At 70.3% G+C, this 23,179-nt stretch carries 26 protein-coding genes; 11 read left to right on the top strand and 15 right to left on the bottom strand.

Going from position 1 to position 23,179, the window contains the following annotated elements:
* The first annotated feature begins 57 nt into the window (after window positions 1-57).
* The 3 genes from ABZ453_RS09590 to ABZ453_RS09580 all read left to right on the top strand — a co-directional run bounded on the left by ABZ453_RS09590 (window position 58) and on the right by ABZ453_RS09580 (window position 1,918).
* Window positions 58-615: a DNA starvation/stationary phase protection protein gene (locus ABZ453_RS09590; RefSeq protein WP_359013306.1), complete on the top strand. Its 558-nt coding sequence runs from the start codon at window positions 58-60 to the stop codon at window positions 613-615.
* 136 nt (window positions 616-751) lie between these two features.
* Window positions 752-922 carry a hydrophobic protein gene (locus ABZ453_RS09585; RefSeq protein ID WP_133042561.1) on the top strand — a complete coding sequence of 57 codons (171 nt, stop codon included), beginning with the start codon at window positions 752-754 and terminating at the stop codon, window positions 920-922.
* A gap of 105 nt (window positions 923-1,027) precedes the next feature.
* Window positions 1,028-1,918, top strand: a complete 891-nt coding sequence (locus ABZ453_RS09580; protein WP_359013401.1) for an oxygenase MpaB family protein — start codon at window positions 1,028-1,030, stop codon at window positions 1,916-1,918.
* 129 nt (window positions 1,919-2,047) lie between these two features.
* Here the strand turns inward: ABZ453_RS09580 and ABZ453_RS09575 are convergent, their stop codons facing one another.
* The 5 genes from ABZ453_RS09575 to ABZ453_RS09555 form a co-directional block, all read right to left on the bottom strand.
* Window positions 2,048-2,386, bottom strand: a complete 339-nt coding sequence (locus tag ABZ453_RS09575; RefSeq protein WP_359013304.1) for a hypothetical protein — start codon at window positions 2,384-2,386, stop codon at window positions 2,048-2,050.
* 114 nt (window positions 2,387-2,500) lie between these two features.
* Window positions 2,501-2,791, bottom strand: coding sequence for an LLM class flavin-dependent oxidoreductase (locus tag ABZ453_RS09570; RefSeq protein ID WP_359013302.1), 291 nt, complete (start codon window positions 2,789-2,791; stop codon window positions 2,501-2,503).
* A gap of 306 nt (window positions 2,792-3,097) precedes the next feature.
* Complete coding sequence (locus ABZ453_RS09565; RefSeq protein WP_359013300.1) at window positions 3,098-3,469, bottom strand: DoxX family protein; 372 nt, start codon at window positions 3,467-3,469, stop codon at window positions 3,098-3,100.
* A gap of 76 nt (window positions 3,470-3,545) precedes the next feature.
* Window positions 3,546-4,226 (bottom strand): SDR family NAD(P)-dependent oxidoreductase, encoded by a 681-nt coding sequence (locus ABZ453_RS09560; RefSeq protein ID WP_359013298.1) that lies wholly within the window; start codon window positions 4,224-4,226, stop codon window positions 3,546-3,548.
* A gap of 30 nt (window positions 4,227-4,256) precedes the next feature.
* Window positions 4,257-5,195: an NADP-dependent oxidoreductase gene (locus ABZ453_RS09555; protein WP_359013296.1), complete on the bottom strand. Its 939-nt coding sequence runs from the start codon at window positions 5,193-5,195 to the stop codon at window positions 4,257-4,259.
* 100 nt (window positions 5,196-5,295) lie between these two features.
* Between ABZ453_RS09555 and ABZ453_RS09550 the strand changes: the two genes are divergently transcribed.
* Entirely contained in the window at window positions 5,296-5,988 is a 693-nt protein-coding gene (locus ABZ453_RS09550; RefSeq protein ID WP_359013294.1) for a helix-turn-helix domain-containing protein, read from the top strand.
* Window positions 5,989-6,133: 145 nt separating this feature from the next.
* Here the strand turns inward: ABZ453_RS09550 and ABZ453_RS09545 are convergent, their stop codons facing one another.
* The 3 genes from ABZ453_RS09545 to ABZ453_RS09535 all read right to left on the bottom strand — a co-directional run bounded on the left by ABZ453_RS09545 (window position 6,134) and on the right by ABZ453_RS09535 (window position 8,214).
* Window positions 6,134-6,514, bottom strand: coding sequence for a nuclear transport factor 2 family protein (locus tag ABZ453_RS09545; RefSeq protein WP_359013292.1), 381 nt, complete (start codon window positions 6,512-6,514; stop codon window positions 6,134-6,136).
* Window positions 6,515-6,698: 184 nt separating this feature from the next.
* On the bottom strand, window positions 6,699-6,875 hold the full coding sequence (locus ABZ453_RS09540; RefSeq protein WP_359013290.1) for an SDR family oxidoreductase: 177 nt from the start codon (window positions 6,873-6,875) through the stop codon (window positions 6,699-6,701).
* A gap of 646 nt (window positions 6,876-7,521) precedes the next feature.
* On the bottom strand, window positions 7,522-8,214 hold the full coding sequence (locus ABZ453_RS09535; RefSeq protein ID WP_359013288.1) for a helix-turn-helix domain-containing protein: 693 nt from the start codon (window positions 8,212-8,214) through the stop codon (window positions 7,522-7,524).
* A gap of 146 nt (window positions 8,215-8,360) precedes the next feature.
* Here ABZ453_RS09535 and ABZ453_RS09530 point away from each other — a divergent pair, with 146 nt between their 5' ends.
* Complete coding sequence (locus tag ABZ453_RS09530; RefSeq protein ID WP_359013286.1) at window positions 8,361-9,035, top strand: SDR family NAD(P)-dependent oxidoreductase; 675 nt, start codon at window positions 8,361-8,363, stop codon at window positions 9,033-9,035.
* 113 nt (window positions 9,036-9,148) lie between these two features.
* Here ABZ453_RS09530 and ABZ453_RS09525 read toward each other — a convergent pair whose 3' ends face one another.
* From ABZ453_RS09525 to ABZ453_RS09500, 6 genes are all read right to left on the bottom strand, one after another.
* Window positions 9,149-10,033 (bottom strand): SMP-30/gluconolactonase/LRE family protein, encoded by an 885-nt coding sequence (locus ABZ453_RS09525; protein WP_359013284.1) that lies wholly within the window; start codon window positions 10,031-10,033, stop codon window positions 9,149-9,151.
* Window positions 10,034-10,092: 59 nt separating this feature from the next.
* Window positions 10,093-11,013, bottom strand: coding sequence for a sugar kinase (locus ABZ453_RS09520; RefSeq protein WP_359013399.1), 921 nt, complete (start codon window positions 11,011-11,013; stop codon window positions 10,093-10,095).
* A 47-nt stretch (window positions 11,014-11,060) separates the two neighbouring features.
* Window positions 11,061-11,681 (bottom strand): bifunctional 4-hydroxy-2-oxoglutarate aldolase/2-dehydro-3-deoxy-phosphogluconate aldolase, encoded by a 621-nt coding sequence (locus ABZ453_RS09515; protein ID WP_359013282.1) that lies wholly within the window; start codon window positions 11,679-11,681, stop codon window positions 11,061-11,063.
* A gap of 53 nt (window positions 11,682-11,734) precedes the next feature.
* Window positions 11,735-12,880, bottom strand: a complete 1,146-nt coding sequence (gene dgoD / locus ABZ453_RS09510; RefSeq protein ID WP_359013280.1) for a galactonate dehydratase — start codon at window positions 12,878-12,880, stop codon at window positions 11,735-11,737.
* The gene (locus tag ABZ453_RS09505) at window positions 12,877-13,617 is read right to left on the bottom strand and encodes a FadR/GntR family transcriptional regulator (protein ID WP_359013278.1); all 741 of its coding nucleotides are present in this window, start codon (window positions 13,615-13,617) and stop codon (window positions 12,877-12,879) included. The genes dgoD and ABZ453_RS09505 overlap by 4 nt, the downstream gene beginning before the upstream one ends.
* A 67-nt stretch (window positions 13,618-13,684) precedes the next feature.
* Entirely contained in the window at window positions 13,685-14,428 is a 744-nt protein-coding gene (locus tag ABZ453_RS09500; RefSeq protein ID WP_359013276.1) for an SDR family oxidoreductase, read from the bottom strand.
* 168 nt (window positions 14,429-14,596) lie between these two features.
* Here ABZ453_RS09500 and ABZ453_RS09495 point away from each other — a divergent pair, with 168 nt between their 5' ends.
* From ABZ453_RS09495 to ABZ453_RS09485, 3 genes are all read left to right on the top strand, one after another.
* On the top strand, window positions 14,597-15,943 hold the full coding sequence (locus ABZ453_RS09495) for a sugar ABC transporter substrate-binding protein (RefSeq protein WP_359013274.1): 1,347 nt from the start codon (window positions 14,597-14,599) through the stop codon (window positions 15,941-15,943).
* Window positions 15,944-16,007: 64 nt separating this feature from the next.
* The gene (locus ABZ453_RS09490) at window positions 16,008-16,913 is read left to right on the top strand and encodes a sugar ABC transporter permease (RefSeq protein ID WP_359013272.1); all 906 of its coding nucleotides are present in this window, start codon (window positions 16,008-16,010) and stop codon (window positions 16,911-16,913) included.
* Window positions 16,910-17,839 (top strand): carbohydrate ABC transporter permease, encoded by a 930-nt coding sequence (locus tag ABZ453_RS09485; protein ID WP_359013270.1) that lies wholly within the window; start codon window positions 16,910-16,912, stop codon window positions 17,837-17,839. The genes ABZ453_RS09490 and ABZ453_RS09485 overlap by 4 nt, the downstream gene beginning before the upstream one ends.
* Before the next feature lie 71 nt (window positions 17,840-17,910).
* Here ABZ453_RS09485 and ABZ453_RS09480 read toward each other — a convergent pair whose 3' ends face one another.
* Window positions 17,911-19,959, bottom strand: coding sequence for a glycoside hydrolase family 2 TIM barrel-domain containing protein (locus tag ABZ453_RS09480; RefSeq protein ID WP_359013268.1), 2,049 nt, complete (start codon window positions 19,957-19,959; stop codon window positions 17,911-17,913).
* Window positions 19,960-20,116: 157 nt separating this feature from the next.
* On the opposite strand from ABZ453_RS09480, the gene ABZ453_RS09475 reads away from it, so the two are divergent.
* The 3 genes from ABZ453_RS09475 (at window position 20,117) to ABZ453_RS09465 (ending at window position 23,088) form a co-directional block, all read left to right on the top strand.
* Window positions 20,117-21,406 (top strand): cellulase-like family protein, encoded by a 1,290-nt coding sequence (locus ABZ453_RS09475; RefSeq protein ID WP_359013266.1) that lies wholly within the window; start codon window positions 20,117-20,119, stop codon window positions 21,404-21,406.
* Window positions 21,407-21,633: 227 nt separating this feature from the next.
* Window positions 21,634-22,011 (top strand): DUF805 domain-containing protein, encoded by a 378-nt coding sequence (locus ABZ453_RS09470; protein WP_359013264.1) that lies wholly within the window; start codon window positions 21,634-21,636, stop codon window positions 22,009-22,011.
* Window positions 22,012-22,185: 174 nt separating this feature from the next.
* Window positions 22,186-23,088 carry a peptidoglycan-binding domain-containing protein gene (locus ABZ453_RS09465; RefSeq protein WP_359013262.1) on the top strand — a complete coding sequence of 301 codons (903 nt, stop codon included), beginning with the start codon at window positions 22,186-22,188 and terminating at the stop codon, window positions 23,086-23,088.
* Window positions 23,089-23,179: the final 91 nt, after the last annotated feature.

Raw genomic sequence — 23,179 nt, 5'->3', positions numbered from 1 at the left:
ACACGAAGGCGGGGCATCCGGACTTCTACCGTCACCCCACGGACAAGGAGTTTCGAGATGGCGAAGGCGTTCACCCCCAAGTACACGGTCCCGGGCATCGAGCGCGAGGCGGCCGGCCGCCTCATCGACGTCCTGCGGCTGCGGTTGCACGCCCTCAACGACCTCCACCTCACCCTCAAGCACGTGCACTGGAACGTCGTGGGACCGCACTTCATCGCCGTGCACCAGATGATCGACCCCCAGGTCGACCGCGTACGCGACATGGCCGACGACGTCGCCGAGCGCATCGCGGCCCTCGGCGGAGTCGCCCAGGGCACGCCCGGCTCGCTGGTCAAGGAGCGCACCTGGGACGACTACTCCATCGGCCGCGAGGACGCCATCGCACACCTGGGAGCGCTCGACGTCGTCTACACCGGCCTCATCGAGGACGTACGCGCCGCCGTCAAGACAGTCGGAGAGATCGACCCGGCGACGGAGGACCTGCTCATCGAGCAGCTGCGGGACCTCGAGCAGTTCCAGTGGTTCGTCCGCGCCCATCTGGAGAACGCGGGCGGCGCCCTTTCCACGTCCCGCGCCGACACGGAGGCGGACGCGGCGAAGGCCGCCAAGGGCTGAACCAGGCGTTTCGCACGACCCGGTCCGGAAACACGAAACGGACCGAATTCCCGGCCTCGACGAAAACAAACAAAGGGAAATTGACGTGCGTGACGCGCTTTTCCCGGGGCACCAGAAACTGCGGAGGTAGACAAACATGGTTCCCTTGCTTCTCGTACTGCTGCTGGCTGTTGTTCTTTTCGGTGCCGGATTCGCCCTGAAGGCGCTGTGGTGGGTCGCCATCGCGGTTCTGGTGCTGTGGCTGCTGGGATTCGTGGCCCGGCCCGCCGGGCATGGTGGCCGCAGGGGCCGCTGGTATCGCTGGTAGGACACCAGGGTGGTGAGCGGGTCCCGTGGGCAGGAAGCCGACGGGACCTGTTCGCGTACACGGGGTCACAGCCGTGATCAAGGTGAACTGGAGGAGGACCAGGTGCTGACGAAATTCGCCGGACCCGGCGCACTCGGTCTGCGTGAGCAACTGGGCAAGGGCCTCTTCGCCCGTGTCGCCGGCCCGGACGGCCCGCGCAACCGGGCGCGGATCCACGACACTCCCGGCCCGCGCTGGTTCGGCCCCGAACGCCCGATACGCCGGGTGCACTCGGACGCCTCGATGTTCATCGGCGGTCTGTCGGCACTGCTCCTGCAGTCCCTGCACCCGCTGGCCATGGCGGCCGTGGCGGCACACTCCGGTTACCGCGGGGACCCCTGGGGCCGGCTGCAGCGGACGAGCACCTTCCTGGCCACCACCACGTTCGGCACCGCCGCCCACGCCCAGGAGGCGTGCGCCCAGGTCCGGGCGGTGCACGAACGGGTGCGCGGCAGGACCCCCGAGGGCGAGAGCTACCACGCTGCCGACCCGCACCTGCTCGCCTGGGTGCACGCCGCCGAGGTCGACAGCTTCCTGCGCGCGCACCAGCGCTACGGCGCGCGGCCCCTGCCGGAGGACGGGTGTGACGCGTACGTCGCCGACGCCGCGCGGATCGCCGCCGAACTCGGCGTCGTCGACCCGCCCACCAACCGTGAGGAGCTCGCGGGGGTCCTCGATGCCTACCGTCCCGAGCTGCGCGCCTCGGCGCAGGCACGCGAGGCCGCACGCTTCCTGCTGCTCAATCCCCCCGTACCGCTGGCCGCCCGGCTCCCCTACGGTGTGCTCGCCGCCAACGCGGTCTCCCTCCTGCCCTCCTGGGCCGCCCGCGAACTGCGCCTGCCCCGGCTGCCGGTGGTCGACGAGTGGTGTGTACGGCCCCTGGGGTCCGCGATGACCTCGGCGGTGCGCTGGGTCCTGGCCCCGTCCCGCCCGGGCACCGCGCCGGCCGCGAGCTGAGTCGCGGGGGCCGGCATCGCGGACGGAGGACATGCCCCGAACAAACGGTCACCGTCCAGGGTCCTGCCCGGAGCCCGCGCCATCGATCAGTGCCCCGTGCCTGCGTGCAACAGCGCAAACGGCTCCGGCTCACGGTTTCGCCAGTTCGGCTCGGACCTGCGGAAGGACGTTCGTACCGAGGAGTTCGATCCCGCGCAGGAAGTCGCGCTGGGGCACGCCGCCGACGTCCATCTGAAGGATCTGGCGGGTGTGGCCGAGCAGCCCGTGCAGGTGGAGGATGCGGTCGGCGATCGCGTCGGGGTCGCCGACGGACACCATCCCCTCGGGGCCGTGGTTCGCGGCACGGTCGCCGCGTGACGGGGCGGGGCGCCCCAGTTCGGCCATGCCCTCGACCATCATGCGGTGCTCGTACTCCAGGTACGTCGACCGGGCCCGGACGCCGAGGAACATCGGCAGTCCCAACTCCACGGCCCGCCCGACCGAGTTCGGGCTGCCGCCCGTCCCCAGCCAGATCTTCAGCGGCTGTTCGGGGCGAGGGAAGACGGTGACATCCCGCAGCGGCCTCCTGCGGTGCGGACCGTGTCAGGTGACGTGCTCCCCGGCGTTGACGACCATCAGCAGGTCGAGTTTGGAGGCGTAGACCATGTCGTAGTCATGCTCGTCGTGATCGAACAGCGGGAGCGTGGTCGTCGACGACCCCCGGCCGGCGACCAGTTCGATACGTCCGGGAGCCAGAGAGGCGGCGGTCGCGAGTTGCGGGAACACCCGGATCGGGTCGTCGGTCGACAGCACGGTGACCGTTGTGCCGAGCTTGATCCGACGGGTGGTGGCCGCGGCGGCGTTGACCACGGAGGTGGGCGAGGACAGTGGCATGGCCCGCATGTGGTGCTCGCCCACTCCGAAGAAGTGCCAGACCCGCCTCGTCGGCGAGCTTGACGGCCTCCAGTACGACACGGAGCGCCTGGGCGGTGGATCCGCGGCTGCCGTCGGGGAGACGGGGTGTGTTGCCGAAGGAGTAGACACCGAGACGGGTGTCGGTGATCGTGGCCGAGGAAGCCGGACCGGATGCGGCCGGCGGTGACCCCGTGGCCGTCGTCCAGGAGCCGCTGGACGACGAGCCGGCCGATCGCGCCGGTGGCACCGGCGGAGACACGCACCAGGGGTGGTTCCTCGCTGTGATCAGAAGCTGTACGGGCCGAAGCGACCCCAGGCCACCAGGGCGGCCAGGATCAGCAGAACGGCGTTGAAAGCGATCGCACCGGGCTCCTTGCGGCGGGCGTGGGTGAGCGCGGCGAGCACCATCACCACGGCAAGACCGGTCGCGGCCAGCGGGGTCAGCACGGGCGCGATATCGGTGGCCGCGGGCAGGATCAAGCCGAGCGCGGCGGCGAACTCCACGATGCCGATGAGGCGGACGGTGCCCTGGGAGAAGTCGGCCGTCCAGGGCAGCTGACCGGCCAGCTTCTCCTTGGGCTGGGTGGACTTCATGACACCGGCCAGGGCGAACATGGCGGCCAAAACGGCCTGGACTATCCACAAGAAGACGTTCACGTACGGGTTCCTTGGCAGACGGGGACGGGGTGGGAGTGAGCGGTTTCCCCTCCCGGGCGCGGGATGGGCGGGCCGATCAGGCGGTGAAAACGGCCTCGGAGCGGTCACGGTTTGCGTGCAGGTCCCAGTACAGCGGGGCGATCTCGTCGGCCGTGGCCGTCGGGAAGCCTTCCGGGCCGCCCCCGCCGATCCAGACGCTGATCGCCACGTGGGCGGCGTGCACCCCGCTGCCGGCCAGTTCCTTGTTCAGGTTGATCACCCAGTTGCGCAAGGCAGCCGCTGCCGCGTTGACGTTGCCCATCATCGGCACCGGGTCCACCGAACCGCCGCCGGTGGTGAACAGCAGGGTCCCGGCGCCGGCCTCCCGCATCGCGGGCAGGACCGCCCGAGCCGCCGTGATGGCGCCGTAGAGGTTGTACTCGATCTGCGGCTGAAGATTGTCCGGCGTGACCTCGGAAGGGATGGCCAGGGAGTGACCGGGCACCGGGGAGTGCGGGGCCGGCGAGTACTCCAGTACGTCGATGCCGCCGAAGCGGTCCTTCACGGCGTCCAGGGCGGCGGTCAGCGAGGGCCGGTCAAGGACGTCGGCCGGGAACGCCTCGGCCGTGATCCCTTTCTGGCCCAGCTCGTCGACGAGCGCCTGGAGCTTGTCCTTGGTACGGGCGATCAGGGCCACGTCGAAGCCGCGGCTGCCGAAGGTGCGGGCGATGGCCAGGCCCATGCCGGGGCCGGCGCCGATGATGGCGATGGTGGGCATGCTGAACTCTCTTCGTCAGTGGGGTGGTTCTCAGGAGCAGGCGACGGCGATCTTGCCCGGGGTGCCGGAGCTGAAGGCGGTGAACGCCTCCGTGGCCCGCTCCAGGGGGTAGGTCGCGGTGACCGGCACGCGCAGCGAGCCGGAGGCGGCCTGTTCGGCCAGGGCGGTCAGGGTCGAGGCGTTCGGGTCGGCCATGATCGGATGGACGGTGACGTCCGGGTCCTTCACGGCGTCCTGGGTCAGACCGGCGGGTGAGGCGATCCGACCGCCCGGGCGCAGCAGGCCGGCGAGCTCGGCCCCGTCTCCCGCCAGGTGCAGCACCGCGTCCACGCCGTCCGGGGCGATCGCGCGGACCTGGGCCTGAAGGTCACCGGTGAAGTCGACCACGTGGATCTCGGTGTCGGTCAGGCCGGTGACGAAGTCGGTCTGCGCGCCGGGGCGGGCGGTGGCGATCACCTTCGCGCCACCGGCGACGGCGAGTTGCACGGCCAGCGACCCCACCCCACCGCCGGCACCGGAGATCAGCACCGTTTCGCCATCGGCCAGGGCCACCGCGTCCAGGCAGTCCACCGCGGTCGCCCCGGCCACGCCCAGCGCGCCCGCGTCCGTCACCGCCAGACCCTGAGGGAGCGGGGCGACGGCGTAACCGGCGGACACGGTGACGTACTCCGCGAGCGACCCGGTGCCCAGGAACGGCTTCATCACGACACCGAAGACCGCGTCACCGACCGCGAAGCCCTCCACGCCCGCGCCGAGCGCCTCGACGGTGCCCGCGAAGTCCTTGCCGAGCACCAGCGGGAAGCGGTGCTCCATCATTCCCTGCAGGTAGCCCGCAGCCACGACGAGGTCGAAGCCGTTCACCGAGGAGGCGGCCACCTTCACCAGCAGCTCTCCGGCCTCGGGACGGGGAGTGTCCACCTCGGTCACGGCGGGGGCGGCAGGAACCGCCTCCAGGGTCACAGCGCGCATGACAGCACCTCCTCATAAGTGGACCGGCCTTCCCGGTTCCATTACCGCCGAGCGTAACAGCAGAAGTGGGCCGCCCGTTCCATTTGATTAGAGTAGGTACATGACCTCCGCACCTACCGACCGGACCCCGGACCGGCAGCCCGAAGCCAGACTGCGCGCCGACGCCGAACGCAACCGCGATCTCATCCTGGCCGCCGCCCGCCGTCTCTTCGCCACCGAAGGACTCGGCGTGTCCATGGCCTCAGTCGCCCGCGAGGCGGGCGTCGGCAAGGCAACGCTCAGCCGCCGCTTCGCCACGCGGGAGGAGCTCATCAACGCCGTCTTCGCCGACCGCATGGACGCCTACGCCGGCGCCGTCGCCGAGGCGCTCGCCGACCCCGATCCCTGGGACGGCTTCACCGGCTTCATCCAGGCCGTCTGTGCCATGCAAGCCGCCGACCGCGGCTTTGCCGACGTCCTGACCATGTCGTTCCCGGCCGCCAGGACCCTGGAGGCCCGCCGCATGGAGTCGTACAACGCGTTCCTCGACCTCATCGCCCGCGCCCGGAGCACCGGACACCTCCGCGAGGACTTCGTCCCGGAGGACCTCGTGATCCTGCAGATGGCCAACGCCGGCGTCATAGCCGCCGCCGGCGACAGCGCTCCCGACACCTGGCGCCGGCTCGTCGGTCACATGATCCGCTCCTACGCCGCCCCCGGCGCTCCGATTCCCGCGGTACCCGAAGCCCCGGCACCCAGAGCCCTCTTCCGCGCCATGGTCCGCCTCGCTCGAACCGGCCCGAGCTCCGCCTAGCCCCAGAAAATGGAGGCCCGGCGGGAGCAGCGCGGAAGCCGCGTGCCGTGGCATGTACCGCGGCACGCGGCGGGGTGGTGCAGCCGCGGGCGGAGAGCACGAACGGAAACGCCCACCCGTCCCGGCACGCATGCGAACGCCTGACTCAGAACATGGTGTTGTCGTTGGCGCTCTTCTCGGGCACTTCCTGGATGACGTCCCAGTGCTCGACGATCTTTCCGTCGGCGACGCGCCAGAAGTCGGCGACGGCCATGCCACGGTCACCGGGCTTGAGGTGCAGGTTGCTATGGGTGACCACGAGGTCCCCTTCGGCGATCGCGCGCTTGATGTCCAGGCGCAGGTCGGGGAACTGCCCGCGCAGCCAGTGGACGTAGCCGACGAAGGCCTGCGGGCCGTCCTGCGCCTCGGGGTTGTGCTGGGTATAGGTCTCGCCGAGGTGCGCGGCAGCGGCCTGCTCGGGCTGATAGTCGTTGAAGGCCTGCTCATAGAAGGCGATGACCAATGCCTTGTTGTCTGCTGCGGACATGCGGAATCTCCTGCGTGCAGTGGTTCGGTCGAGGTGCTCGGCCGGTCGTCGCGTCGCGTTTCTCCCCGTCGACGACGGGTTCACATCGCCGGACGATAGCTGACTCATCAGATATTTCTCGACGCTTCTGACCTGACCCATACCGACTTGGCCGCGTCATTGCCCTACCGGCGGGGTCACTCCGTCACTCGTCCTGGACAGCAGCGCACAGGCCGCCGTCGACGACAATGTCGGTGCCGTTCACGAAGCTCGCCTCGTCCGAGAGCAGGAACGCGGCGACGGCGGCGACCTCCTGGTACCGACCGACGCGGCCCAGTGGCGTGCGCTCGATGAGTCGCCGTACCGACTCGTTGCGCCCCATCTCCAGTCTGGTCTGCGGGTGTCGATGGCTCCGGGCGGCACCGAGCACACCCGCGCGCCCACCGGCCCGAGCCCCACCGCCTCGGCGCGGACGAAGCGGTGCACGCCGTACATGGCCCACGGGTACGCCCACGCCGGATCTTCGACGGCCGGGCCGATCGCCTCGCGGATCCGGTCGAGGAATCCCTCCTCCAGCGGGCCGTCCAGGACGGCCGCGACCGCCGGGTCCGGGTCGATGTGAGCGATCAGCGGGGACACCGAGGCGCAGTACACGAACGCGGTGCCCTCGGTGGCCTGCGGGCGGAGCGCCTCGGCGAGGAACGCGGTTCCGACGAAGTCGACCTCGAGGATTCTGCGCCAGTCGGCTTCCTCCGGGGGCGACGGTCTCGGCGTGTGCCACCGCCCGCAGTGTGCCGAGTTCACCGGCCCTTTCGGCCAGCCGGGCGAGTTCCTCCCGGTCAGTCTTTGACCCGCGATGTCCGGGGCGAAGCCGGGCACGGGCTCGACCATGCGACAGGAACGCCCGCGCGCCCGGCGTGAGGTGGGCGGGCAGGCTGGCCATCGCCACATGGGCCCGGCCTATCGGTACCGGCACAGCGGACAGGTTCCGACCACCGGCGGTCGGCGGGCGTCACGTCATCGTGCGGTCAGCCGTCCGACTCGGGCGCTGCGGCGCCCGTCGGACCAGGACGGAGCATGGCCTTGTAGAGGGCCTCATGCTCGGGGGATGCGGGCAACCGGCCGCGGGCCGGGGTCTCGAAGGACTGGATCAGCAGGGCGACGACGCGTCGCCAGGCTTCGGGTGCTGCGCCGCCGGTGGCGTTGACCACACCGGCGTTGGCCATGTGCACCAGCACCAGGTCCGAAGGGTCGAAGTCCGCGCGCAGGCGGCCGGTCGCCTTGGCGCGGCCGATGAGTTCGAGCATGCCTTCGTACGCCTCGTTGCGACGGTGCTCCAGGGCCTTGGCGGCGGGGAACGTCGTGGTCAGCACGTCGGCGAAGCCGTAGTCGGCGGCCTGCATCGCGCAGGCGGTCTCGACGTAGCCGACGAAGCCGTGCCAGGGGTCGGGGTCGTCGAGGGCAGTGGTGACCGCGTCGGCGTAGGCGGTCATGCGGTCGATGAAGACGGCGTCGACCAGCTCCGCCTTGGTGGGGAAGCGCCGGAACATGGTGGCGATGCCGACCCCTGCCTCACGGGCCACGGACGCCATGGAGGCATTGAGTCCGTCCCGGGCGAAGACCGTGCGCGCGGCGGCGATGATCCGTTCCCGGTTGCGCTCGGCGTCACTGCGCAAGGGCTGCGCTGCAGGGGCGTCGGGGTGCTGGTCGGCAGGCGTCATACCGGTCAGTCTAGCAACTGGATTGCCCTATCCATTTTAAGTGGTACGGTGGGACGCGGTGAAGCGGAAGGCCCTATCCGAATCTTGAATCGGATAGCCCTATCCAGATGCTTCCGCTCCCTGTCCATCTCACGAAAAGGATCACTGTGACCAGCATCGCCATCATCGGGGCCGGCCCCCAGCTCGGCCTGGCCATCGCTCGCACCTTCGGCTCCCAGGGCTTCGACGTCGCCCTGATCTCCCGCAACCGCGAGAAGCTCGACACTCTCGTGGGCAAGCTCGCGGCGGAGGGCATCGACGCCGCCGCCTTCCCCGCGGACGTCCTCGACCGTGACGCCCTCAGCAAGGCACTCCAGGACGCCGCCGCGAAGTTCGGCGGCATCGACGTCCTGGAGTACTCCCCCGTCGCCGGGCTCAGCACCGTCATGACCACTCCCGCCGAGACCGGACCGGCTCATGTCCAGCACGAGATCGAGTTCCAGCTCTACGGCGCCATCACCGCCACCCGGGCAGTGCTGCCCGCGATGCGGGAGGCCGGGGCCGGCACCCTGCTCTACACCACCGGCGCCGGCTCCATCGACCCCGTGCCGCAGGTCGGCAACGTCAACGCCGCCGCCGCGGCGCTCCGCAACTGGGCCGTCAACCTGCACAAGGAGCTGGACGGCACCGGCGTCCAGGCCGCCCACGTCGGCATCGACGTCTCGATCGGCACGCCGGCCGTCCCCGGTTTCCCGACGGCCCAGCCCGAGGAGATCTCCCCCGTCTACTGGGACCTGCACACCACCAAGCGCGACCAGGCCGAACTCGTCTTCAGCCTCTGAAAGCCGTCCGCGACGGTCTGCCTTCCCCCAGCGCGACGGTACGACGCGTTCCGCGATGAGGACGATGAGGACATCGCCTACGCCGGCGTCGCTCCCAGGGGCGGCTGAGCTCATCAGTACCGGCCCCGCCAGATGCAGGCGGCCGTCCCTCCGACCGGTACGGGGACGGTGAGCACGGCGCCGGAGGCAGGGGTCGGGTCGGTGACCCCGTGGCGGGCCGTGGTGACGTAGAGGCGGTGGTCGGTGGGGTGGAGGCACACCGATGTGGGGTGCGGGGCGGGGACGCTCAGGGTGTGCAGCAGGTGACCGTCGGGGTGGTAGCGGCGGACCTCACCGGCACCCCACATCGCCACCCACAGGCAGCCTTCCTCGTCGACGGTCATCCCGTCGGGGCGTCCTTCCTCTCCGCCCAGGCGGGCAAAGGTCTCCGGGCCGCCGGACAGGTCGCCGGAGAGGGCATCGACACGGCAGCGCAGGATGGTGCCGGCGGCCGAGTCGGCGAGGTACAGGGTCGTGCCATCGGCGCTGAAGGCGGGCCCGTTGGCGATCGTCAGCCCGTCGAGGACGCGAACGACCGTGCCGTCGAGGTCGGTTCGGTAGAGGCAGCCCGCGCCCCGGGTGCCGTCGTAGGCCATGCTGCCCGCCCAGAAGCGGCCGGCCGGGTCCGCGACGCCGTCGTTCATCCGGCTGGGGACCGCGGTGCGCTCCTCGGGGCGGTCCAGCCACTCCAGCGCACCGTCAACGGTAAGCAGCGCGATGCCGGTGCCCGCGGCGGCGATCCATACGTCCGGCGCGTCACTCACCGGGGCGACGGCGCCCAACGGGACGTCGAGCCGGGCGAGTTGGCGCGGAGTAGGTCGTCCGTCGTCACGTAGCTCGAAGAGCCGCCCGCTGATGATGTCGACGTACACATACCTGCCGTCGGCCCAGCGGCCACCCTCGGCGAGTTCGTACCCTCCGTCCACGACGACCGTGACGGGCGCTGTCGTGAAGGTCATGGGTCACCTCTTTTCGGTCGGCGGTCGGCGGTCGGCGGTCGGCGGTCGGCGGTCGGCGGTCAGCGGACGGTCGTGCCGTCGGGTTCGTCGAACAGTCCGAGTTCGTCGCGCGTGGGGAGGCCTTCCCAGTCGCCCCGGGTGGCGACGGCGAAGGCCGCGGTGGTGACGGCCCGGTGCAGACGGGCCGGGATGTCCGCGCCGTCGAGGAGTCCGGACAGGTATCCGGCCACGAAGGCGTCGCCCGCGCCGACCAGGTCGACGGCGTCGACCTGCCGCGCTGCGCGCTCGACTGTCGCGTCGGTGGCGACGACCGTCGCCCCCTGCGCGCCGCGTTTGACGATCACCTCTTGGATGCCTGCGTCCAACAGGCTCTTCACGGCGGCCGGTTCATCTGTCTCGGGCCGCTCCAGCACCAGCGGCAGCTCGTCCTCGGAGGCGACGAGCAGGTCGGTTTGGGCGAGCAACGGCCGGAGGGCGGCGCGGGCGCGGTCGGCTGTCCACAGCCTGGAGCGGTGGTTGACGTCGAGGCATACGGTGATGCCGGCGTCGCGGGCGGCCGTGGCGGCGGCCAGGACGGCCTCGGCCGCGGACGGACTGAGAGCCGGGGTGATGCCGGTCAGGTGAAGGACGCGGGATCCGGGGTCCAGTGCGGGCAGTACGTCGTCCGGTGTGAGGGCCGAACCCGCCGAACCGGCGCGGTAGTAGCTGACGCGGGTCAGTGTGCCCAGGCGGGGTTCGGTCAGCAGCAGACCCGTGGGCCGTCCGGCGTCGTCGGTGGGCGCGTGGCTGGTGTCGATTCCCTCGGCGCGCAGGGTGCGCAGGACCAGGGCACCGAGTTCGTCCGCGCCGACCCGGCCCGCCCAGCGCACCCGGTGTCCGAGCCGGGCGAGGCCGATGGCGACGTTGGACTCGGCTCCCGCCACGGAGAGCCCGAGGCTGCCGCCCATCCGCAGGGGGCCGTGGGCACGCAGCGCCGCCATCGTCTCGCCGAAGGTCACCACCTCCGGCGGCCCCTGGCGGTCCGCGCTCACGGCGTGTCCCCGGCGGCCACCGTGCGGAACTCGGCGGCGCGGACGCGCAGTTGGTCCAGGTCGCCGCCGTCGGCCGCGTCACCGACGAGCGGTGAGCCGACGCCGACGGCGAGGGCGCCCCGGGCCAGGTAGTCGCGGGCGGCCTCTGCGTCCACTCCCCCGACGGGCACGAAGGGCACCTCGGGGAACGGGTCGCGCAGGGCCCGCAGATAGCCGGGGCCACCCAGGGAGCCGGGGAAGAGTTTGATCGCGTCGGCGCCGCGTGCGAGGGCGGCTTCGATCTCGCTCGGTGTCAGGGCGCCCATCAGCACGGGCACGCCGTACGTCACCAGCCCGTCGACCAGTGCCGGGGTGACGAGGTAGGACGCCCCGGCGTCGACCGCGCGGCCCGCGTCCGCGGCGGAGCGCACCGTGCCGGCGCCGAGGAGGGCGTCGGGGCCGAGCGCGGCGCGGGCCTGCTCGATCACGGTGAGGGCGTCGGCGGTGGTCAGTGATATCTCGACGGCGGCGATGCCCTCTTCGACGAGGGTGCGTACGGTGCGCAGGACGGCGACGGGGTCCTTGCCCCGGACGATCGCCAGCAGGCGGTGGTGTCGGAGGGTTTCCACCAGGTTCATGAAAGCGGGGCTCTCTGTGCGGGTTCGGTTCAGGGGCGGCGGCTGCGCGGCCGTCACCACTCGGTGAACGCGCCGTCGGGGCCGCGCCAGACGGGGTTGCGCCAGCGGTGTCCGGTCTCGGCGGCCCGGCGAACGGCCTTCTCGTCGATGTCGACGCCCAGCCCCGGCCGGGGGCTCGCGACGGCGTGTCCGTCCTGGAAGCGGAAGGGTTCGGGGTCCATCACGTACTCCAGCAGGTCGCACTCCTGGTTGTAGTGGATGCCGATGCTCTGTTCCTGGATCAGGAAGTTCGGCACAGAGAAGGCGATCTGCAGGCTCGCGGCGAGGGCGATCGGGCCGAGCGGGCAGTGCGGGGCCAGGGTGACGTCGTACGTCTCGGCCAGGGCGGCGATGCGGCGGACCTCGGAGATGCCGCCGGCGTGCGAGAGGTCGGGCTGGGCGACGGCGATGCCACTGGCCATGACCTCGCGGAAGTCCCAGCGGGAGTACAGGCGTTCGCCGGTGGCGAGCGGGATGCTCGTGGACTCCACCAGGCTGCGCAGGTTGCCCGAGTGCTCCGGCCGGACGGGTTCCTCGACGAACAACGGGTGCAGCGGCTCCAGTTGGGGGAGCAGGCGACGGGACATGGCGGTGGAGGCCCGGCCGTGGAAGTCGACGGCGATGTCCCGTTCGTCGCCCAGCACTTCACGGACGGCCGCGACGCGTTCGACGACCTCGGCGGTGCGGGCCGGGGTGTCGATCGGGGCGAGTTCGGCGGAGGCGTTCATCTTGACGGCGGTGAAGCCCGCCTTGATCTGTTCCTCGGCGAGTTCGGCCACGTCGCTGGGGCGGTCGCCGCCGATCCAGGCGTACATGCGGACGCGGTCGCGCACGGGGCCGCCGAGGAGGCGGTGGACGGGGACGCCGTAGGTCTTGCCTGCGATGTCCCACAGCGCCTGGTCGATGCCGGCGACGGCGCTGGAGAGGATGGGGCCGCCCCGGTAGAAGCCGCCCTTGGTGAGTACCTGCCAGTGGTCCTCGATGCGCAGTGGGTCCCGGCCGATGAGATGGTCGGCGAGTTCGTGGACGGCGGCACGCACGGTTTCGGCGCGGCCCTCGATCACGGGCTCGCCCCAGCCGGTGATGCCCTCGTCGGTGGCGACGCGCAGGAACAGCCAGCGCGGAGCCACGAGGAACGTCTCAAGTGCGGTTATCTTCAAGGCACTTCCTTCGGAAGCGGATCGGTGCCGGCCGCGTCCTGGTTCGCGCGTACGGCCGCGAGGTCGTCGGAGGCCTGGGCCAGGAGGGATACGACGGCGGCCACGGCGACGTCCGGATCGCCCGCCTCGACCGCGTCCAGCAGCTCCTGGTGCACGGGGATGGAGTCGGAGAAGTGCCGGGCGCCGTGCACGATCCGGTCGCGGACGCGCAGGCCGGCCTCGATGACGACTTCCATGCGGCTGAGCAGTTCGTTGTGCGCGGCGTCCAGCAGGGCACGGTGGAAAGCCAGGTCCGCCTCGACCATCGCTTCCGCGTCCTTGTCCGCCGCGGCCATCGCCTCCAGCGCCTGCCGCATCGCGTCCAGGTCGGCCGCGGTGCGGCGGGCGGCGGCGAGCCGGGCGCCGGCCGGCTCGACTATCGCGCGGACCTCGGCGAGGTCCCCGAGGAAGCCGTCGGTGGGCGCGCTGCTGCCCTGCCAGCGCAGCAGGTCGCTGTCGAGGAGGTTCCAGTCGGCGCGGGGCCGGATGGTCGTACCGCGTTTCTGTTTCGACTCGAGCAGGCCTTTCGAGGCCAGCACGCGCAGTGCCTCGCGCACCACGGTCTTGCTGACGCCGAGCTCCACCTCGAAGTTGGCCGGGTCCACGACGGAGCCCGGGGGGTAGTCGCCGCGGATGATGCGACGGCCCAGTTCCTCCACCGCCTGGCCGTGCAGCCCCCTGCCGGGATGGGTCACCACGTTCTCCGTTTCCGTGTCGGTCCGGTCCGCGAGTGCCGCGCACGGCTCACCGCGCGTGGCACGCCGCTCACGAGGACTCCTTCATGACGCTCCATCCTCCATCCACCACCAGGCTCGCGCCGGTGACATAGGAGGCGTCCGCCGATGCCAGGAAGGCTACGGCGGCAGCCACCTCCTCCGGCTGCCCGAACCGTTTCGCCGCGGTTGCCGCCACGCTGCGGGCCCGGTCGGGCTCCGGGATTCCCTCCCAGGCGGCGGTGAGGATGGGGCCGGGCAGCACGGTGTTGACCCGGATGTCCGGCCCGTACTCGGCGGCCAGCTGGCGGCCCAGTGAGCACAGGGCGCCCTTGGCGGCGGCGTAGGCGGCGCGCCCGGGCAGGCCGACGAGCGCGTGCACCGAGGAGGTGAGGACGACGGATCCCGAGGCCTCGCGGAGCATGGCCGCGAAGGTCTTCATCCCGCGCCAGGCCGGCTTGAGCAGTATGGCCATCTGGCCGTCCCACTCGGCCTCGCTCAGTTCGTGGGCCGGCTTGTTGAGCTGGGCGAAGGCGTTGCTGTGCAGCACGTCCAGGCGGCCGTGGTGTTCCTGGACGTGGCGGGCCAGGTGCTCCCAGTCGGCGGCCGAGGTGACGTCGCAGCGTACGTACTCGGCTCGACCTCCCTGGCCGGTGATGGCGGCCGCGACCTCCTTGCCCGCGGTGTCGTCCACGTCCGTGACCACCACCAGGGCTCCCTCGGCCGCGAGTCTGTGAGCCGTGGCCGCGCCGATCCCGTGGGCGGCGCCGGTGATCACCGCCACGCGTCCGCTCATCCTGCGGCATTCCGTCATCGCCTGTGTCTCCCCTCGTGACTGTCTACGCACCCACCATAGCTGTTTCAATTAATTATGAATATATCTTGACGGCATGACGATGCCGCTCCGAAACTGACCGGCATGCAACGGGCACCTCACGTGCCGAACCAGGAAGGACCTCCACCCATGAGCCGCACCACACCCCGCCGCAGAAGCCGGGGCGCCCTCGCAGTGACCTCTGCCGCCGCCTTGCTGGCACTGTCCGCCTGCGGGGGTTCGAACGGTTCCCAGGACCCCGCGGTCCAGGCACCCGTCAAGCCCGGCCAGAAGGTCGACCTGCGCTTCTGGTCGTGGGTTCCCGGCGTCGACAAGGCGGTCGACAAATGGAACGCCACCCACCCGGACATCCACGTCAAACTGGAGAAGATCCCGGCGGGCAGCAGCGGCGGCTACGCCAAGATGCGCGCCGCGCTCAAGAGCGGCAACGCGCCCGACCTGGCACAGGTGGAGTACCAGGAGATCCCCTCCTTCCTGCTGGAGAACGGCCTGGTGAACCTGTCCCAGTACGGCGCGGACAAGGACAAGTCGAAGTTCGTGGACTGGCAGTGGCAGCAAGGAGTCTTCGACTCGAAGGTCTACGCGATCCCCCAGGCCTCCGGTCCGATGGGCCTGTTCTACCGCTCCGACCTGTTCAAGAAGTGGGGCATCGAACCGCCCGCCACCTGGGACGAGTTCGCCCAGGCGGCGCAGAAGATCCACGACGCCGATCCGAAGGCCTACATCAGCACCTTCCCGGCCGGAAACTCCGCCTGGTTCACGGCACTCGCGTGGCAGGCCGGCGCCAAGTGGTTCGGCGTGAACGGCGACACCTGGTCGGTGAACATCGCCTCCCCGCAGACGCTGAAGGTCGCGGCCTTCTGGGACAAGCTGCGCGGCAAGGGAGTGATCAAGACCGAACCCGACTTCGCCAACGGCTGGTACAAGGACCTGCAGACCGGTGCCATCACCTCGTGGGTCAGTGCCCAGTGGGGCGACGCCATCATCAGCGGCAACGCGCCCCAGACGTCGGGCAAATGGGCGGTCGCACCCATGCCGCAGTGGACCGAGGGCTCGAACGTGTCCGCCAACTGGGGAGGTTCCTCCACGGCCGTCCTCAAGGGCGCCAAGCACATCCCCGAGGCCCTGAAGTTCGCCGAATGGCTCAACACCGATCCCTCGAGCGTCGACCTGCTGCTGCAGGGCGGATACGGCTGGCCCGCGGCGGCCGACGGATACAAGGGCTCCTCGCTGGACAAGCCGTCACCGTTCTTCGGCGGCCAGAAGTACAACGAGGTCTTCGCGAAGTCGGACAAGAGCATCGACAACTCGTGGAAGTGGATACCGACGATCGACGCCACCTACCAGCACCTCAACGACGGCTTCCAGGCCGCCGTGGCCGGCAAGGGCACGTTCGTCTCCGCGGTCCAGCAGGCACAGAAGCAGACCGTCGAGGACCTGAAGAGGAAGGGTCTGAAGGTTTCCACCGGCCAGTGACCGCCTTCGGAGGGTGTGACACGGCCAGCGCCGTTCTGCCCTCCGGACTCAAGAAAGAACCCTGATGTCCACCCGAGCGCCCCGCCGCCGCAGAAACCTGGCGCCCGTCGCCTTCGTCGCGCCGTTCCTCCTGCTGTTCCTCCTGACCTTCGCCGTCCCCATCGGCTACGCCGTCTACCAGAGCGTCATGGACGACGAGCACACCGGAGCCCTGGGGCTCGGCGGCACCCGTACCGTCTTCGTCGCGCTGCGCAACTACTCCGACGCGTTGTCCGATTCCGCCTTCCTGCACAGCATCGGTCGCGTACTTCTGTTCGCGGTCGTCCAGGTGCCGGTGATGGTCCTCCTGTCCGCCGGGCTCGCGCTGCTGCTGGACACCGCCTCGGCCACAGGCGTGCGGTTCTTCCGCGCCGCCTTCTTCCTGCCCTACGGCGTCCCTGGGGTCATCGCGTCCATCCTGTGGGGCTTCCTGTACGTCCCGGGAGTCAGCCCTCTCGTGGACGGCATGCGCCACCTGGGGGTCTCCGTCGACCTGTTGGGCGGAAACACAGTCCTGTGGTCCATCGCGAACATCGTCACGTGGGAGTTCGCCGGATACAACGTCCTCGTTCTCGTCGCCCAGTTGCGGACCATTCCCACGGAGCTGTACGAGGCCGCCCGCATCGACGGCGCCAGTGCGTGGGTGACGGTCCGGCACGTCAAACTGCCGCTGCTGCGCCCGGCGCTGATCCTCACCACGGTCTTCACCATCATCGGCACGCTGCAGCTGTTCGCGGAACCGCTGGTGCTCAAGCCCGTCTCGTCGAGCATCGACAGCGCCTACACCCCCAACCTCAGCGCCTACAACGAGGCGTTCACCAACGACAACTACCACCTCGCCGCCGCCGAGGCAGTGCTGCTCGCCCTCGCCGCGTTCGTGCTCTCCTTCGGCTTCCTGCGGCTGATCAACAAGAGAGGTGGGGACGCGTGAGTCTCCAGACACCGGCCCGCACACACCCGCCGAGGGACGAGACGCCGCCCTTCGACGACGGCGCGACGCCGCGCGGCCGCATCACCGGGGTCACCACGCGCAGTCGCATCCTGGTCACCGGCGTGCTCGTGGCGGCCGCCGGGTACTTCCTGCTCCCGGTGTACTGGCTGATCGTGGCGTCCACCAAGTCCACCGGCGGCCTCTTCGGCAGCTTCGGCCTGTGGTTCTCCCATCCCCAGTTCCTGAGCAACCTGCGCCACGTGGTCACCTTCGACCATGCGATCTACCTGCGCTGGGCCGCCAACAGCCTGCTGTACGCGGGCGTCGGCGCGGCCGTGGCGACGCTGCTGGCCGCGATGTCCGGCTACGCGCTGGCCAAGTTCTCCTTCGCCGGCCGCGACACCATCTTCAACATCGTGCTGGGTGGCGTCCTGATCCCCGCCACGGCGCTGGCCCTGCCCATGTACCTGCTGTTCAGCAAGGCAGGCCTGGCCAACACCTACTGGGCCGTACTGCTGCCGAGCTTCGTCAGCCCCTTCGGCGTGTACCTGTGCCGGATCCACGCCGCGGCATCCATACCGGACGAGCTGTTGGAGGCGGCCCGCATCGACGGCGCGGGCGAGTTCCGTATCTTCAGGGTCGTCGCTCTGCGCATCATGACCCCCGCCCTGGTGACGATCTTCCTCTTCCAGTTCGTCGGCATCTGGAACAACTACTTCCTGCCGCTGGTCATGCTGTCCGACTCCAAGCTGTACCCCATCACCCTGGGTCTGACGTCGTGGCAGTCCTTCGCCGACCGCCAACCGCAGCTCTACCAGCTGACCGTCGGAGGCGCCTTCGTCTCCGTCGTCCCTCTGATGATCGCCATGGTGGCCCTGCAGCGCTTCTGGCGCAGCGGTCTGACCGAGGGCAGCGTCAAGGGCTGACGCCGCCGCACTCGGTTCGACGGCTGGAGGGGGAGGGGCGGTCCGCCCCTCCCCCTCCAGCCGTTCGACGCTCACTCGGCGCCCGGCAGCACCGCCTTCCGGAAGGCGTCGTAGACCAGCTTGGGCCGTTCCTCCGCGAACGTCAGCAGGCCCATCACGGAGATGCCGTTGTAGGCCTGGTTGTATCCGGCCCGCTCCTTGTAGTCCTTCAGGACCCAGTAGGTGAACCCGGCGACGAACTCGCTGCGCGCGCTCACCTGCGCCCAGTGGGCGGTGAAGCTCGCCGCCTGCCACTCCTCGGTGCCCTGTGTGCTGCTGGAGCCGTGCGTGCCGGCGATCGCCCAGGTGCCGTTCTCCGTGATCAGGATCGGCTTGTCGGGGTACTTCGCGTGCACCGCGTCCAGCGTCCGGCCGAGGTCGGTGTCCTTGCCGTAGAAGTAGCCGAAGTACTCGTTGAACCCGATCACGTCGGCGAGGTCGAACGCGGGGTCGTTGCTGGTGTTGGATGCCCAGGTCACCGGGCGGGCGGTGAGGTCGGCCGTCTTCACCGCCGCCTTGAGGTCGGCGAGCCAGGCCCGGTAGACGGGGGCGCCGCCGGCGTCGATCTCCGACTCGTTCTGCAGGCCCCAGAGGATGACCGAGGGGTGGTTGTGCTGGTTCCAGGCCATGGTCAGCGCCAGCGCGCGGGCGAGGCCGTAACGCTCGGTCTGAAGCTTCTCCTGGGCGGTGTTGAGCCACATGGTGTCGATGTCGTCCATCACCAGCACGCCGTGCGCGTCGGCCCAGTCGTAGACGTAGGGGTGGCGGTTGTAGACGCAGTTGCGGACGAAGTTGGCGCCCAGGGCAGTGACATGGCCCAGTTCCCGGTCGTACTCGGCCGGTGTCATCGCCCTGCCGTGCGCGGCCGTCTCCTCGTGCCAGTTGAGGCCCTTGAGGAAGAGAGGCTCGCCGTTCAGCAGCAACTGAGCGTGGGAGACGGTCAGTTCGCGTACCCCGTAGCTGGTCGACAGGGTGTCCACCCGTGGTCCCGCCGACCTGCCGGCGGTCAGGGTGGCGCGGGCGGTGAGGGTGCGCGGTGAGGCCGGGCTCCAGCGCGGGGCATCGGGTATGGGGACCATGACCCGCACGACGCCCGCTGATCGGGCCGCGATCCCGACCGCGACCCCCGTGGGCCGGCCGCCGCTCCCCCGGCCGGGGTCCACGGTGAGCCGGCCGTCGAAATCGGAGTCACCGTGATTCTCGACGACCGCACGCGCCTCCAGCCGCCCGTCCGCGGCGGTCACGAGCAGTTTGGTGACGGTGACCTGCGGGACCGCCTCGATCCAGGCCGACCGGGTCAGCCCCGCGTAGGGCCAGTAGTCGACGGGCTTGTACGGCAGTTCGCGGTCGTCGGTGACTGGCTGGGCGTCCGGGGCCGTGTAGTCGGTGTAGCTCGCCCGCCTAAAGACCCGCACCACGATCGTCTGACGTCTTCCCGGCCGGAGCGCTCCCGCCACCGGAAGGGCGAAGGGCGAGTTGGCTCCCTCGTGCTTGCCGACGTGGGTGCCGTCGACCCAGACCTCGGCGCTGTAGCCGACGGCGAGGAAGGCGATGCGCACATGCCGGGCGCGCCAGGACGCAGGGACCTCGACGGTGGTGCGGTACCAGGCGTACCCGTCGGCGAACGCCGTTCCCGTACCGAACGCGGCGCTCTGCGAGCCGAATCCGGGGGTGTTCAGCAGATCCCAGGCGGCCGGAACGTCGATGAGGCCCCAGGCTCGGTCGTCGTGGTGGGGGGACTGCCAGCCCTCGTCGAGTCCCTGGTCGGCGGGGTCGAAGCGGAAGCGCCACCGCTTGTCCAGGAACAGGTAGTCGCGGGTTGGCTCCTGGGTGCGCCAGCCGTCGAAGGCGGGAAGGACCGCGCCGTAGTGGAAGACGACGTTGGTGCCGCCGATGTCGCGCACATGGGTGCCCGAGGGCTCGGTGGCCGGGTGGGGGTCGAGCACCGGCCCGTTCGCGACGGCGACGCCCGCGCCGTCCGCCGCCCGTGCCTCCTCGGGCCAGGCGGGCAGGGCGACAGCGGCCATCGCACCGAGTGCCGTGACGACGGCACGCCGGGAGGGGCGGAGGGATTCGGTCATGTCAGGCGGCTCCTCGAGACACATGCGTATGCGTTCGCCCCACAGCGTGGACAACGCGGTCATCCCCGGTCAAGGATTATTCATAAATAATGAATTGAGCTAGGGTGAGGCCGCCGAGCCGCCGACGGCCCCCAGCACACGAACGACGGGTGACCTCATGACCGCACAGCAGCAAGCCACCCCGCGCGAGACCACCGAGCGACTCGCCATCACACTCTGGGACTTCAGCTGGTACACGCAGGCAGGACCCGGTGAACCCTTCGCCGATCTCGACCGCGCCTTCGCCGAGACGGTGGACCGGGGCTTCAACACCGTACGGATCTGCGCCATGCCCTTCCTGCTGTTCTCAGGCCGCGTCCAGGACACCGATTCCCTCCAGGTCCGCGGCCTGGGCGAGGAGTTCGGACAGCGCACCCGCTGGTACGACGTGCGCGGCGGCTATCCGCTGGACGGCCGCCGCCGGCTGGTCGAGCTGTTCGAGGCGGCGGCACGACACGACTGCAAGGTGATCGTGTCCTCCTGGGAGTACCAGCAGTCCCCGAGCTTCGCCGACACCGACGCCTGGCACCGCGCCCTGGCGGAGATGCCCGGCCCGGACCGTGCCGAAGCGGTGGCCGAAGCGCTCGCCGACCTGCTGGACTTCCTCACCGAGCGCGGTCTGGACGGCCCCGTCGCCTACGTCGAGGTCCACAACGAGGTCGACAACTGCGACCTGGTGCCGGCCGACGGCACCACCGGTCACTACGCCCGGCTGCGCGGCCCCCTGGAACGCGCCGTGAAGCTGCTGCGGGCCCGCCACCCCGCCGTCCCCGTGACCTACTCGCTGGGCGAGCCGTGGCCCGACGAACTCGGCGATCTGCCGGATGGAGCACAGATCGCACACTTCCACTTCTACGTCTACGGCGTGCTGGGCGCGCTGTACGAGGCGGTGGGCCTCGGCCACGGCACCGAGGCGGCACCCGAGACCGCCACCTGGCCCACCCCGGAGCTGGCCGCCATGCTGCTCCCCGACGCTCCCGCCTTCGCCGACTACCAGCCGGACGAGCCCTGGCGACTGGCCGCGACCGGCATCCCGCGCGAACTGTTCTACGCGCACGACTGGGTCGACCCCGACCGCTGGGACCTGTGGCTCTACGAGAACTACGCGGCGCACCGGCAGAGCATGCGGGACACACTGACCGGTTGGGTCGACTCGGTCGCCGATTTCGCCCGCCGCCGGGGCATCCCCGCCGTCCTCGGCGAAGGCGTCGTGGGCTACACCCCCCTGCTGACCCGCTTCGAGGAGGACGCCGTCGGCAAGGACATCGCGGAGTTCGTCGTCGACCGCTGCCTGGCCGCCGGCTTCCACGGCACCGTCCTGACCTCCAACGCGGCCCCGCACCACCCCATGTGGCACACCGACCGGGACTGGATGCGAGGGGTCAACTCCCGCATCACGGCGGGCTGAACGCGATCCATTTGGCGGCCCAGCACGCGAACGGCGAGCCGGGCCGCCACGGCGGCGGCGCGGCGCGAGCGACGAAGGGAACCGGTTCGCAGCCGACGGCGCGAACCCAGCGGATAGCCCTTTCCGCTTCTCGGTGGTAGCGTGAAGCCGTCAACCGGAATGGCCTATCCGGATCAGAAATTGGATAGCCCGTTCCACTTGCGCTCCGGTCGTACGTAAGGATTCCCATGACCACCATGTCGTTTGCCGACGCGGCACGCATGTGCCTCACCGCCAAGTACGCCACGTTCTCCGGTCGCGCCCGGCGTGCGGAGTACTGGTGGTTCTCGCTGCTGTACGTGATCGCTACCGGCGTGATCGCCGGGATCTGCTTCGCGGCCGGGACCCTGCTGCCCGGCATCCTCCTCCTGCCGTTCATCGTGCCCATGCTCAGCGTCTCCGTCCGCCGGCTGCACGACACCGGCAAGCCGGGATGGAGGATGCTGATCGCCCTGATTCCCGCGGTCGGGCCGATCCTCTACCTCGTGGGCATGACGGTGGACAGCATCCCGGCCGCCAACCAGTACGGCCCCTCCCCCAAGGCCGTCGTCCAGCCCGCCGGCTGAGCGTAGCCAATCCGGTTGGACCCTCCGGGACATCTACGGACTGAACGCTGGTCCACCCGACCCCGCCGATGAAGCCACCCCGACAAAAGGAACGACACACACCATCCTCACCCCCGGAGATTGCGTGTTGAACATATGAATAAACTCTGGATTCTTCACGGAGAGGGATCCGGCGTGACTGAACACACCCCCCATGTCTGCCCGTTATGCGGCGCGCCCAGGGCAGCGGACGGCACTCCGTCCTGCGCCTGCGGACGACGTGTCTCCGACGCCCACCGCCACAGCCGTACGGCGGCGGCGGCAGCCGCCGAGGATTTCGACCCGGTGCGGATCCGGCCCTTCGTGGAACTGGAGGACGAGGGCGGCTCCGGCGACCCCGACGACTCGGCAACTCCCGATGCCGCCACGGCAGTTGACGGCGTGCACGCGTCACCCGGGCACGCCCCGGACAGCTCGACGCCGGCCGAGGACGACACCCCGACGACGCCCCTCCCGTCCGTCGACGAGCCGGTCGCGCCCCGTCGCCGGGTCGGGCTCCTGTTCGCGGGAGCCGCCGTCGCCGTCCTGGCCGTGGGAGGCACGGTGGGCGGGCTGTTGTACGAAGGTCCCTCGCACGACACCTCGCGGTCGGACGGCATCCGGGCACCGCTGCCGGATCCCGGCACCTCCACGAGCGCGGCAGCCGTGCGGCCGTCCGCGAGCGCGTCGTCCGCCTCGCCGTCACCGACGACATCGGAGTCGGCCGGCGCGACGCCCAGCCGGTCGGCGACCTCGACGGACTCGGCGCCCCCCGACGGCACCCCGTCCGCCGGCGCCTCGGCGACCCCCTCCCCCAGCGCCTCCAGCGGACAGCCCCCCGTCCTGCGGCTGGGCGACACCGGCCCGGAAGTGGTCGAACTCCAGCTGCGGCTGCGCCAGGTGGGCCTGTACAGCCAGGACGCCGACGGCGTCTACGACAGCGACGTGCAGAGCGCGGTCCGCAGTTATCAGTTCACCCGTCTCATCCTGCAGGACGAATCAGGCGTGTACGGCAGGGCGACCCGAGCCTCGCTGGAGTCGGAGACCAAGAAACCCTGATCCGCGCAGGTCCGGCGACAGCCCTGCCCTTTCGGGCAACTCCCTTTGACCCGGCGTCCGGTGACGTCATGTCAGGGGATGGCTAGTCTGC

Origin of the sequence: Streptomyces sp. NPDC005799 (genome assembly GCF_040630525.1) — a bacterium.
GTDB lineage: Bacteria > Actinomycetota > Actinomycetes > Streptomycetales > Streptomycetaceae > Streptomyces > Streptomyces griseorubiginosus_B.
This window is presented reverse-complemented; position numbering and strand designations above follow the sequence as displayed.